Consider the following 13,650-nt stretch of genomic DNA (forward strand, 5'->3'; position numbering starts at 1 on the left):
GAGGTCGCTAGGAACGAAGCGACCTCGCCCTTTTGTGGGAAATTCTTTAACTTTTCATTTCTCCTTGAGAATTAAAAGCCAACCCCTTCCCCTTTCAACGGGAATATCCTCATCGGGAGAAAACTCCGCCGAATTTTGGAAATAGGAAATGCTCGGAGCAATCAGCCTCGCCTTATTAGGGTTAATTCCTAAAGCATCCCAGTCTATATCCAGCCTCACCCTCACATCCTCATTTGCCCAGCTTGCTATCGCTATCAAGACTTCCCTCGGTTTCTTATACACTGTGGCGAGGACGTCTTCCCTACCGGTTTTCACTGGACATTTAGGCGACCAGTAGCCAATCATCTCCGCCTGTTGAATGCCGAACTTGTCCCAGAAGCGCCACATATGGGGAGCAGAGGGATGAAAACGACCCGTCATCCCGTATATCATTCCCCTATAGGGATTTCCGCCGTTTTCATAATTGAGCATCTCTCCCGTTAACCCGAAGGGAATCCCCGATATCTCAACAAGCCAGTAATCGGGTGAACGGTCATAATCATAAAACTCACCAAACCATAGGCTATCAATATACGGGAAATGCTCCATATATTTATTCGCCGGGCTTATATGCCACTCCATGAAATCGTACTCATTCCCGCTGTGGAAATTTATCCTGCTTTGGGGATTTATGCTCTTCATCACCCTACGAATCCGCTTCATTATCTCCCTATCATAGCCGATTCCGTCAAGATAAAGCCCATCCACTCCCGTCTTTTCCATTAGATAACGCATTCCTTCCACATAATAATTGTGCCAGCGAGATAATCCCTGTGTCGCTATCGCTGCATCTACATCTCCTCTATCAGTGGGAGTCATCCAGGCGGGAACATAACCCCAAACTAAATGCTCCCTCAGCCAGGGATATCCTCCATCCGCCTTGCTCTGGTCAATATTCTCTTCTCCATATATATCAACCCCTCCCGTTAGGAAAACCTCGTCTCCCAAACTCCGGAGCGCCCAGAGCTCCTGACAATGATTGCTCAATTCCCTTACAGTATAATAGATATTCACTCCTTTGGGAGGAATCTCCACCTTCTTTGCGGAAAATATTATCTCCTTGCCGAAAGCTCCCTTACCTACCTCGCAAACTCCCTCAATTACTCCCAAGCCTTGTCCCTTCTCCGGTTTGCTCACCTTCCCTCCATCCCAATCGGAAAATTTATCCAGGAATATCGTCTTCTCATCAATTTCTGGTCTTATCTCCATGCCCTCAACATGGGCTTCTTTCTCTATCTTTATCGCCTCAACCGCGAATCCCTCATTTGGCTTACCCTCGAGCACCATCTTCGCTTCACTCAAATCGTTTTCCAATATCCCTTTATATACCGCTCCTGCAAGCTTCTTTCCATCCACGAATATCGCTAGCTCTTCTCCCCAGGAAAGAGTCAAGATATGCCTTTGCCCTTTCTCCCAATCGGGTGAATGACTTGATAGAAGCACTGGATATTGATTTAGCTGAGGTGCTCCCTTTCGAATATACGCCCTCATCCCCTTATCATCAATGTTCCAATAAAATCCCAATCGGTCCTTGTTGGGAAAGTCCAAATGGAAGAGCGCCTGATTATAGCGGGCATCTCCCGCCTGACCCTTCTTTGGGTCGAAATTAACCCTCACCCAAATATGCAGGGCGCCCTTCTCCAAATCTATATTCCCCTGTGCGGGATAAACGAGCCTTCCAAAATCGGTTAGCTTGTAGCGGACGGACTTCACCTCCTGAACGAACTTCTTTATATCATCAATCGTTAAAAATGGGTAATTGATGTAGGGATTGGGAGCTGTGGCGTGGTGAAGGTGAAAGATGTTATAATCCGTCTCCGCCGTCTCATCTAATAGCCATCCGCCTATTCGCCAATTCCAGTGATTTTTATCTATCTCCTTGAAGGGGGTTATCAAGAGACGAAAGCCGAACCGAAGTTCCTCCCCCGCTCTGAGACTTCTCTCTCCGCTAAACGCTTTGACGAGCACCATATCTCCTTCTTCCAAGATATGGCATCCACCCTTCCCATCGTTATCCCAAGATTTCGGAATCCCCACATCCCTCAAATCAACCATTGCCCAAAAATCTCTTTCTCCCTCAAGCTTAACCTGCACACCTGCTTGAACATCTCCTAACCAAACCATATTATCTGCCCGATTTATATCCCACTTCCAATTCCATTCACTTGGGCGATAGCCGCCCCTATAGCTCATCCCCATCATATACTTGGCTACCTCCTTCCGTATAGGGACCTCTAATCGCGCATCCCTCAAATCAATATCCCTATCCACCTTCAAATAGACATCATATCTTAAACAACCATCAAACTCCAATTTATAATGGACTCTAAGAGCGAAGGGCTCGCTTTTAGCCTCCACTTCCCTCTCCAAGACGCCATTGCTTTTCTTTATCGTCCTTTCCCCAACCCTCCTCCAATTCTGTATAACTTCCTCCGTCTCAACGATGAATCTAACGGGTGAAGCGAGAATTTCATTTCCCCAGCTCTTTATGCTTTTAGGCAAGCCGATTTCCGTGAAAACAATCTCCCTTTCCAATATGGATGCTTTTTCCTTTTCCACTTTCAAGGGAGTGAAGGGAGGAATGGGGTCATCGCTCAGTCCCAAGGTGGAGTTAAGCCAGCGCAGGCGTGAGAGACGCCAAAGTTCGCTATCCCCTTTATCCCTCAGCGCTTCCCCTTTGACATCCAAAATTAGTTTTATATCCGTTTCCGCCAAGCCCTCAGGCTTGACCCTTATTGTCCCCTCATATCTACCCTTAGCATTCTCGGGAACATCTATCCCAATCCAAAGGGGACGAACCTTTCCCTTCGCAAGGGAAAATATCTTCTTGAAGGAACGTCCGAGCCAATCTATGCCGGAAAGATTGATGCAATCAAAGGCGGAGGCGGGAATCTTCCCCTCTTTACCCTTTAAATCCTCGTATTCTAGGCTCAAATTTCTTATCCCACTTCTCAAAGCCCAAATCCCCAGCTGAAAGACATAGTATTCGCCGGGGCGGGCCTCTCCGTGGAATTCCTCCTTAGGTCCCTCTACAGCCCACTTCTGGGGAAGCGTCTCAAACATTTTTATCGGGTATTTGCGGTCCTCGGGGAAAATCAAATAATCCCTATCTTGATAACGAGCAATCAGAGAATTGATTTCCTCCTGCGTCGCTATTACCTCCATTGGATAGAAGCTGTTGAATTCGTCCCTCGCCTGAATTTCCAAAACCCTTGCTTGAGGGAGATTTCGCCATTCTCCTTTTACCAACTCCTCTGGCGTTAAGTGATTTCTCATAAGCCATTCCCTATCGGGGGAATCTTGGGGAGGAAAATATCCTTGGGGAACATCCATAGGACCCTTGGGGCTGTTGTAGGGAAGATAATAGATTTCATATATACCGGGAACAGTTTGTGGTTGAAAGACGATATCGCCGAACTCCTGATTTATGTTTATCCGAACGAGGTTAAGAATCCTCTTTTGCGTAGTGGAATCGTAAATTATGATTGCCTTATCCTGCGGATTGGGGTCCCTTCTCCTCCAGGGAATATGGACTAACACAGCATCCGCCTTCTCTCTTACCTCCACAAGGGCTCTGTGATTTCCCCTTCCATCCTCCTGCCAAGAGGCAATAGTGAAGGGAACCAACTCCGGCAAAGCGAAAGAGACGAGAAACAGAAGCAAGGAAACCATAATCAGGATTGGAGAAAGCAAATCCATAAAATATCGCCTCCTTATTGATTCAATGCTCAAGAAGAATACCTCCCGCTTCCGCCATGCCCTCAATCTCAACCTCAATAACTGAGCCATCCCTCTTTATCCCAACTGCCCTCCATCTTCCCTCACTCGGCGTATAAATCCTCGCCGAGCGAATCCTCTTTCCATCAGAAACCCTAATCCTTATCTTAAACTTACCTTCTATCATATCTTCTTCCCTAACCAAAGCAATATAATAATCCCCCTTGTTGGTCTTGAATATATTCCCCTTAACCCCTTTCGGCAGAGAAAGAGCGTGGGCTTCAAGCAACCATTCCCTCCCTCTCAAAGGCTCAAATAGGGGAAGCCAGCTTTTGAGGAGTTCCAAATCTATCGTTTCGGGAACAAGTTCCCATTCATTGAAACCCAGCATAACCCCGCTGAGGAGTGCCGATTTGAGATTGTTTATTAATCTCTCCCTCCTCTTAGGGTCGTTCTTATCGTAATAGGTGATGAAAAGCATCGGCTTTACAAGTCCCAGATACCTCTGAGCCTCAAGGAAATCCGTCCTGCTTTCCACCATAATACCATCCATATATCGCGCCGATTCCAAATCGCAAGAACCATTCGCCCACATTCCTTTCCCCAAAGCTATCAGCCTATCCTTCACTTCTCTCAGTATATTATGCTGAGCAAAGGCATATTGATAGGCGGGACGATTATTAATAAAGGTTATCCCGTCATCCTGCCCATAACTTACGAAGGAACCACCCGTATTATCAACGAATACGCCATCCACTTCGGGAAGTGCTTTCAGCAATTTATCAAGCTGGTCAAGGATATAGCTATGCCATTTGCCACCTGGATATGGAAGCATCCAAGTGATGCCTTTCCAACCCAAGAGCATAGGTCTTCCATCTGGCCAGCGAGCGACGCTGTCGGGGAAATTCTCCTCCGCGAATGTCGGCTCCGTTTCAATGTAGCTCCAGTAGTAATAGAAATGAAAATCAACTTGATGGCAGAGATTTAGAAATTCCCTCTTCCCCTTTATCTCCTCTTCAGTGTTCACCTCGCTGAAGTATTTGCCATAAAAGGGTGTTTCAAGTAGATGGCTCATCCCCCAAGTGAAGCCAAGCCCCCTCAACCACTCAAGTCTTTCCCTTGGTCTTTCCCACATTATCACTTGATGACCCTCAGCAACTTTCATCTCAGGCTTGAAGAACTCGGGAAATCTACTCAGAACCCATTTCAGCCCGGAGCGCCAATCTCCCTGATGATTGGCAATGAAAACGCGCAGATGCAGGGGATGTTCCCTCTGTAATCTGCAATTGTTCCATTGCAAGAGCAATACAGGTGGATTGCCCTGCGGATTGAAGGCAAAGGAGAGGGAGGGTTTTGGTGAGTAGGGGTCGGCGAGAATAGTCAATCCAATATCCCTTCCCTCCGAATAAAGGGTTGCCATAGGGATGGAGAGATTTCCTCCGCCTCTATATACGCAATAGCTGGGCACTTCCTCCCTGCGAAAAGGAGCGCCAGACATAGGAAGAAAGATTTCTTCACACCATTGGGGAAGGGGGAAGACGAAACTTATTTTCCCCTCCCGTGGTTCATCGTTCTTAACGGAGAGCCTTACATCCCAGATGAGGGTATCCTCCTCAAGGGAATAAGTTGTTTCAACCACTATTTTGCTGTCCGATGTGATTTGTCTCATCCTCGCTTGCTTGGACGTGAAATTCAAGGAAGAGGGCGTGAGGGAGAAGTCCTTATCGCTATATGTCTTCCCAAGGCTTACATTCCCGATAGATAGAACTCCCATTCCTTTATCAATAAGAGGGAAACCATTTGCCGTTTTCAATCTCAAAATCCAGCCTTTATCCTTTGAAATCTCAGTTGATAGTTTTGTGCTTTTGAGGATTAGGCGAGGAGCTTTCGTCGCATAGTCGGCTGGCAAGGAGTAAGAAGGAGGTGGAGTGGTGTATTCAATCATGATGTCATCGTAGAATACCCCCTGGAGACCGCCGCCGGTATGGGCGCCAAAGGAGATGGGACCGCCGAAGCCAGTGAAGCCTGTATCGTGTGGCACTGCTTCCGAGTTAGCAACTAAGTTTCCATCGTGATAAATTTTTAGGGAGATGCTATGTCCATCATCTTCCAATTCCACCTTATACCACTTATCGCATTCTATTCCACTTGCCGACCATCTTGCAGACCACTCTCCTTTGTGGAACGTCCAGAGACGAATATCGGGAGGCTTCTCCTCCAACCACCAAAAGGAATACATAGGAGTACAGCCAGTATGATGAACTACTCCCGCATAGCCGTTGTTCTCCTTTGAAGGTTGATAGAAGCTGAAAGTCAACTTATAGGGGGCTCCTCCGCCCGGGGAAATGCGGGTGAAGATTTCCGAATTGGTCTTCTCGCCGAGGATATGGAGGGCGTAGCCGTGAGATGGAATATTTATAATTTCCGCTAAATTTGTCGGCTCCGCTTTAACGAAGACCCATTTCTTGGGGTCAAATTGTCTTGTTTCAAAATCTTCCCGCCAGGATATCATAGCAAAGGTAGGAGTGAGGGATATGAAGAGGAGAGGATAAAGGATGAATCTCTTGAATCTATGAAGAGCCAATTTCGGCATCCTTTCTTTAGTTGACATCTCAATCGCAGATTATTTTAGAAGGATTGGGAGGAGTTTGTAAAGGCGAATAAAAAGGGAGGGAGCAAGTCCGCCGCAAAGCGTAAGCCATGGCAATCTCATAAAGACCTCACAAAAAAGGGATTGCTTCGCTATCGCTCGCATTCAACGGGTAAGGGTTTTTGATTTGATAAAAATTTAGAGTTCAAAAGGAGTAGGGGAAAGGGTCGTAGAGCTACTTCCCCTTCACATATCTAACGAATTCCTCCTCATTCAACTTCAACCGCAATGGATAGGGCTCCGTCCATCCGCTCTTAAAAGCGAATCCAGCTATTATCCAAATCTCCCCATCCTTTCCCTCAAATAAATAGGGATAGCTCAATTGTCCTCCCTTCTGCTTCGCCACAACAATCGGACCCAACCAACTCTTCCCCTCATCCTCGGAAATAGCAAAAGAAAGCTCCTCTCTATGCCATGAAGCGGGGAATTCCGTTCCTCCCTTGAATTCCCTCTTCGGATATACACCTCCCTCGGGATTTAACCTGTTCCAAACCAAAGCAAGCCTCCCGCTCCTCAACCTTAAAAGCCTACCAGGTGCGCTGCTCGCATCTATCTCGCTTGGATAAATCTTCCTCCAATACCTTCCTCCGTCATCCGATATCGCTTGCCAGAAATAATCCAAATTCGTCCGAATGAGCATCCACAGCTTCCCATCCTTCAACTCTACAAGCGTTGGTTCCATAGCTCCATCATGATGTCCTCGTCCTCCAAGGTCAATGATGTTGCTTCTCTTCCAAGTCTTTCCCTCATCATCAGAATATACGCTCATCACCACAACCCTGCCCGGATTGGAAGTGGTATGCTCAACGCTCGCCACCAATCTGCCGGTTGAAGTCTGAATGAAACCGAAGAAATTGGCGTTGTATCCCTCCATAACTCTTTGATTGTCAACCCATGTTTTCCCTCCGTCCAAACTGCGAATAGACCAAATCTCCAATTTGCAATCCTTCGGCTCGCCATTTTCCTCATCCCATTGAAAACGATAATCGGAGAAATTGAGATATAAAAGGACGATTGTGCCATTCTTCGTTTGCAGGAAATCGTAAGAAGCAGGCTCCTTATCGTTTATACCCTCGCAGATGAAAATCGGCTCGCTCCAACTCAAACCGCCATCCTCGCTGAAGCGAATTCCTTCGCTTCTCACTGTTGCAAGCCTCCCATCCTTCAGCCAAAGAAAAGGTCCGTTGAAATCTATTTTTAATTCGGAGCACAAAGGATGTATCCATCTCCCATTCATAACTTTTCCGCCTTCCTTTCTTTGGATGTTAGGTTGAGAAAAAGCGCATCTCACTATATAAAACGAAGGAAAAACCAAGGAAAACAAAAGAATGGATAGCGAAAGCTTTCTCAGCCTCTCACCCATTTTCCTTTTTTCCCCTATATAAAAGATAAGAATAAACCACAAGATAGAGCGCTAACGGGATGATAATAAGGATGAAATATACCGAATATTCTGGATTCAAAACGCCGAGAGCGGAGATTATCCCTCCTATCTTGAAGAGCTTAGCTCCAATCTGATGGGTCTTATCCCAGATTTCTTCATCGTGGAGAGTCCAGGGCGTCCTTATCCCTATGAAATAATTCCTCTTCGCCTTCTCCAACATCACACCAATATAGTAAAAGAGAATGCCTATCGCTACGGGAAAGGTGATATTGGGGCTTATCTTTATCCCCAAGTTCCAGAGAATAGTCTGAACATGAACCATCAAGAGGAAGAGAAAGAGTAGAAGCACGAAGTTGTCATAATATTTCCTGAACTGGGCGATGTTCTCTTTTAAAGGGTCAATAGCGGGAAGGATGAAGAGGAGAAGGGCGAGGAAAGCGAGCAAGCAGGGAGTGATAAGGAGGGCGGGCAATTTCCCCATATAGCCATTAACATTCCCCTTCGCATCCCAGTGGGATGCCATCTTCTCCGGGAGCTGAGGATAGGTGTAAAAGCTTATTGCGAAGGCTAAGAGGACAATGAAGATTGCCCAGACATAACTTTTCATTTCAAAATCCTTGGCGTAGTGCTCTGGGCAAACTCTATATCATCAATTTTGTATCTTACCTCGCCAAACATAGCGGAATATCCATCCTTTGGACGCGTTAGCGTGAATTCATATACGCCATCTTTGCCCTCTATCTCTTTCGCTTCCCATTTCGCCTCTCTGAAATCCAAGCTTGGCGAACTCGCAACCCAAACCCTTACTTTAAGCGGATTTCCCTCGGGCTTTATCCTGAGCGTGAGGCTATCAAGGGTTTCCTCATAGGACCAACTTATAGAGGGGATTTTCTGATTGTGGGACAATGCATAAGCGAAAGCGGCTATGGCTGAAATGGCTTCTATTCCATCTCCCAGGCTGTGTCCAGCATTTGGAACATAGAGGATATGCTTTTCCCCTACGAGGCGTGGGAAGTAGAGATTTGCCGATTCCAATGTCCAGTAGCGGTCGTTGCTGCCGTTTATGATGAATTTCGGCATAGTAGCACGTTCATGGAGGGTGTAGGGGTCAATGAATTTTGAGAATTGGATAGCGGTCGGGTCGCTGAGAAGCCTTTGAACCAAACCAACCTGCGTGTAATCCTCTATCTGCTCGCTGTATTTACCATAACAGAAAATCTGCTGACCCATCTGGAGGGGAATATTTAGGTTATCGTAAACCATTGGGGCTATGCCAATCACCCTCTTATTATCTGCGATTCCCGTGAACCAGGTCGTCCATCCCCTCTTTGACGCACCCGTGACAACGAATCCCTTAACCTCCGCACCCCAACTTTCTTTGGAGATAGCCTGAATTGTATCCATAGCCCTGATGACGCTCTTAGTCATCGGATAAAGGGCTGGCCAAGTCATATCCTGCGTCTCCAAAGCCTTCATAAATGTGTATGCGAGAAGAGCGTCTTCTCTTTTACCATCAAATAATGGTTGATTCGGGATATTGAAAATTACCGCCATTGGGATTCCCACTCTATTGGAGATCAGCCTTAAAATGTTCAGCAGTTGTTCATCCCTCCCGCCTGTGATGAGCAATCCCACGACTGAGCCATTGTCCAATTTAGCGGGAACGATTACATCCAGCTCATGTTCCCATTTTATCCCCTGCCAGATTTGGGAGACCATCTTAATGCTTATGAATTTCTCCCCACTTGCCATCTTCTCTTCTTTCACTTTTTCCCAGCTATATGCGGGGTCCGGTTTGTTCAAATACTGGAATAGCGGGTGTTCCTCCTCGCTTACCGTCCAAGCTTTGGGAAGTGGCAAAATCAAGACAATCAAGAGAAGAACTAACAAAAACTTTCTCATATCATTTCACCTCCATTTTAAATTTTATATTTTTTTCATTTACGGAAGCAATTGTTTTGTTGAGAATGTGGAAAGATGTTTAAAGATTTAAGATATTGGTCTTTTTCTCGCAATCTCAAAAGAGATTTTTCATTCCTCAGCAATGACAAAATCACCTTATCTTAGCCTCTTGTGTCACTTCTTCCCATTTTAGGAAAAATACATTAAAATTAAACAAACTTAATCTACAGAGGGGTTAAAAGGATGTTCAAGAACAACAAATTCTCGCTTTTTCTTTTCACACTACTTCTCGGTTTAGGGCTTGTCTTATCTAAAGACAAAACCCTCCAAGAAGGGGAGAATGCCTTTAAAGCCAAGGATTACGATAAAGCAATCGCCATATTCCGAGAGATTTTCTTCCGATCAGGGATAGATGTCAGCAGCGAAACGAGATTTTTAGCCGCTCTCAGATTGGGAGAATGCTATCTCGCCCTCAAAAAGAACGATGACGCTTTCAACTTTTTCAATATCGCTCTTCAGGGAAAGGGAGATATTAAAGGCGAAGCGTTGATAGGCTTGGGAGTGGTCTACCTCGCAAGAGAAGATTATTTATCCGCAATTGATAGATTCTCCCAGGTAATCAATCAATACAAAAGCGATAAGCTCCTTGCCTATGCCTATTACAATCGAGGTTTGGCTTATAAGGGAATGAAATGGATGAGCAAAGCTTTAAGCGATTTGAGAAGCGCTAAGAAAAAGGCAAAGGGCGATGACGAGCTCATTAAAGCTATTGATGCCCAAATAAGTGAGTGCCAATCCGCCTATGGAAAGTTCAAGCAGGGAGAAGCATATTTTCTCGCCTGCCTTCAAACCCTACAAGCAAAGGGGGATAACGATGGCTGTGCCTTCCTTTTGAGGGATTTAGCGCGCTTTTGTGAGGATTCGGGAGAGATGGAATCCGCTATAGATTACGAGAAGCAGGCTATAAGTTACTCCTCCTCAGATGAATTCAAAGCCGGAAGCTGGATGAACATCGGTTGGCGCTACTTCAAGATAAAGGATTACGAGAACGCTGCCATCGCCTTCCAACGCATTGTTGAGGAATATCCCAATAGCTCTTATCCCTCAGAGGCTCTCCTTTGCCTTGGAGATACCCTGAGTAATGCAGGGAAAACAAAGGATGCAATCGCAACTTATAATCTCTTCTTCCAAAGATATCCCCAAGATGGAAGATCCTTTAACGCCCTTCTCAACATAGCGAACCAATATACACGACTAGGCATTCAAGAGAAAGCAGGAGAATATTTCTTGAAAGCGGCTGAGGCATTTCCCCAAAATCCCCAAGCAAAGGAAGCCATCAAAAGTTCCGCTTCTGCTTACTCGAGTGCAAAGGATTACGAATCCGCTTTAAATATCTACAAATTATTCCTTGAGAAGTATCCGCCAGAGGAAGATGTCATGAACCAGATTTTCGCCATAGCTCGTTCATCGGAAAGAGAAGGGGAAATGGAAAAGGCTAAGAATGCCTATCTTATGATAAATCAATATTTTCCCAATACAGAGCTCGCCTTTTATTCTCTCGCAAAGAGCTTTGAGATTGTGGGAGAGGAAGATAAAGCCTTAGAGGCATATGAGAGGGCACTATCATATAATGGCAAAAGATATACAGATATACTCTACGACCTTGCTTTGCTTCTCTACAAAAAAGGAAATTATGAAGAGGCTTCCTCAGCTTTCAATCAGCTCCTCAGCGAATATGATAAAAGAAAGGATACCTCCGCTAAAAGATGGGAAGCGATAAGATTAATTGGGAGATGTTTGGAAAATCAGATGGATTTCCCCAAAGCGATTAATTTCTATTCCCAAAAGATAGAAGAACTTCGCAGGGAAGGGCAAAAGCAATCGGTGATCGGATTTAATGTAAATAAATACAGAATTGATAGCCTCAAATTAAGGATAGCCTATTGCTATCTCCAGTTGGGCGATTACGATAAGGCGAACGAGATTTGGGGGGAGCTGGGGAAAGAGCAAAAGGACTATCTGGCGATGGAAGCGAATGAGCTCTTCAAATCCTATAAAGAGGTAATAAAGCCGGCCCGGGTCGAGGAGTTGCTTAAGGAGAGAAAGAGGGAAACCCTTCTCGGTGATATTTCCATTGGTTTGAGCGATTTCTTACCCCATCTACATCGCGGTCTCATAAAGGGGGATTTGTTGATTGTTTACGGAACGGGAGGGAGTAAGGAAGAGCAATCGTTCCACAGGAGGCTTGCAGGTAGGATTAAATGGAATTTGAAGCTCTCTTCCTATAAAAGCACCAAGATTGTTTCCGATACAGCTGTGAAAAAGGAGGAAATAGTGGGCAAACACATCATCATTATAGGGACTCCCGCCTCAAACGAGATTCTAAAGGAAATAGGGGATAAATTGCCGATAAAAATTGGGGAGAATGAATTGGAAGTTGGCAATAGAATCTACAAGGGGAAAGATTTAGCCCTTGTGATGCTTTCCCCTAATCCCTTTGACGAAAAGAAATTCGCCATTATACTCGCTACTTTCAATCCCACCCTCTACGATGCCCTGTTCGTCTTCAATGCCTTAATCGGTGATTATGCCATCCTATCCGCTCCCTCAGCTCAATATATGGCTTTCTATCCCTCGCACATAATCGCCGGTCAAATAAAAAAGCTTGAAACCGGTTACTTTCTGAAGCTGAGCAGGGGAAAATGGATTCCCTTCAATAGCGAGGGAGAAAGAAGGGAGATAGCGGTCAAGGAAGAGGCTCCCAGTCAAAAAGTTCAGCAATATAAATGGATGGTTGAGTATTTGAATGGAAATTATGATGAGGCGTTGAAGGTAATAAAAAGCTTGCTTGATCAAGCAAGCGAGGAAATGTCCGATAATGATAAGTGGTCCTTGATTTGGCATATGGGGAGGTGTTATGAACACAAGTTAGATTTCGCCAACGCATTGAAATGTTACGAGCAACTGCTCCCCTTGAGCTCAAAACTGAGATATTACGAGGGAAGAGCTATACTCTTCATCGGATATTGCTATCTACAAATGGGGAATGTGGAGAAGGCAATCAGCACCTGGGAGAAGGGATTGGATATCGGTTATTCCGATGAGGAAGGCTATTACCATTTCCCCCAACTCATTCGGTCTTATCGTGAAGTAATAGGCGCGAAGAATGTATCGGTTAAGAGGGAGGGTGGAAATGTTTCCAGAGTAATAGGTCCCATTGGTTTCGTTCAGCAGGATTTGCAAAGGGAATTGGAGGAGGGAAATCTGCTAGTAATCTACGGGACGCAGGGGAGAACGGAGAGGGATATAAATGTCAGTAGAGAAGTTGGGAAGAAGTTATGCATATATGGAGCGCCCCTCTCCCTTGCCACTTTGAAGAGCGATATTGAGGTCTCGGAGAAAGAATTGAGGGAAAACAACATTTATCTTGTCAGCTTGGGGCTCTCCAATAAGGTCTTGGCAAGGATTAAAGATAATCTGCCGATAAAAATTGAAGATAGGAGGATTAAGGTAAAAGAGCGGAAATATGAAGGGGATGACTTGGGCTTAATCGCTCTCTTTCCCAGCCCATTTAACAAGGAGAAGTTCCTTATGATATTTCTCGCTTATGACCCAGCGCTTCTTCGCCATATTCTAAATGTTCCCTTTCAACGGAAGGATTACATCATCTTCAGTTCCGAATCCCTTGGCTTCGGTGAAGATGTTCCCGTGCTGGAAGAAGGCTATTTCCTCAAACTTTCGCCCACTAAATGGGAGGTTTTTTAAGTAGTTTGGAGGAGAGTTTTCAATTTCATTTGATGCTTTCTAAATGAGACCGCTTCGCTTGACCGCTGAAAACGCGTTCAGCTCGCAATGGCAGAAAGGTTTAGTCCCGAGCAATCTCTATTTCAAAAACGCGCTTAGTAGCCCTTTTCAATGACTATTTGTTAGATAAGTAGCCAAACCTTGCAAATTTTTT

General features: G+C 45.3%; 6 protein-coding genes. 1 reads left to right on the forward strand and 5 read right to left on the reverse strand.

The genetic code is table 11. The features are described 5' to 3' along the window. Positions 1 to 54: 54 nt before the first annotated feature. The 5 genes from H5T88_10230 to H5T88_10250 all read right to left on the reverse strand — a co-directional run bounded on the left by H5T88_10230 (position 55) and on the right by H5T88_10250 (position 9,692). Positions 55 to 3,738 (reverse strand): hypothetical protein, encoded by a 3,684-nt coding sequence (locus tag H5T88_10230; GenBank protein MBC7330713.1) that lies wholly within the window; start codon positions 3,736 to 3,738, stop codon positions 55 to 57. Between the two features lie 22 nt (positions 3,739 to 3,760). Further along, the gene (locus H5T88_10235; GenBank protein ID MBC7330714.1) at positions 3,761 to 6,367 is read right to left on the reverse strand and encodes a hypothetical protein; all 2,607 of its coding nucleotides are present in this window, start codon (positions 6,365 to 6,367) and stop codon (positions 3,761 to 3,763) included. Between the two features lie 214 nt (positions 6,368 to 6,581). Then, positions 6,582 to 7,643 (reverse strand): exo-alpha-sialidase, encoded by a 1,062-nt coding sequence (locus H5T88_10240; GenBank protein ID MBC7330715.1) that lies wholly within the window; start codon positions 7,641 to 7,643, stop codon positions 6,582 to 6,584. 118 nt (positions 7,644 to 7,761) lie between these two features. Next, entirely contained in the window at positions 7,762 to 8,397 is a 636-nt protein-coding gene (locus tag H5T88_10245; protein MBC7330716.1) for an SdpI family protein, read from the reverse strand. Further along, the gene (locus tag H5T88_10250; protein MBC7330717.1) at positions 8,394 to 9,692 is read right to left on the reverse strand and encodes a hypothetical protein; all 1,299 of its coding nucleotides are present in this window, start codon (positions 9,690 to 9,692) and stop codon (positions 8,394 to 8,396) included. The genes H5T88_10245 and H5T88_10250 overlap by 4 nt, the downstream gene beginning before the upstream one ends. 243 nt (positions 9,693 to 9,935) lie before the next feature. On the opposite strand from H5T88_10250, the gene H5T88_10255 reads away from it, so the two are divergent. Next, positions 9,936 to 13,457, forward strand: coding sequence for a tetratricopeptide repeat protein (locus tag H5T88_10255; protein MBC7330718.1), 3,522 nt, complete (start codon positions 9,936 to 9,938; stop codon positions 13,455 to 13,457). Positions 13,458 to 13,650: the final 193 nt, after the last annotated feature.

It is taken from the genome of bacterium, from assembly GCA_014360495.1.
Lineage (GTDB): Bacteria > Armatimonadota > JACIXR01 > JACIXR01 > JACIXR01 > JACIXR01.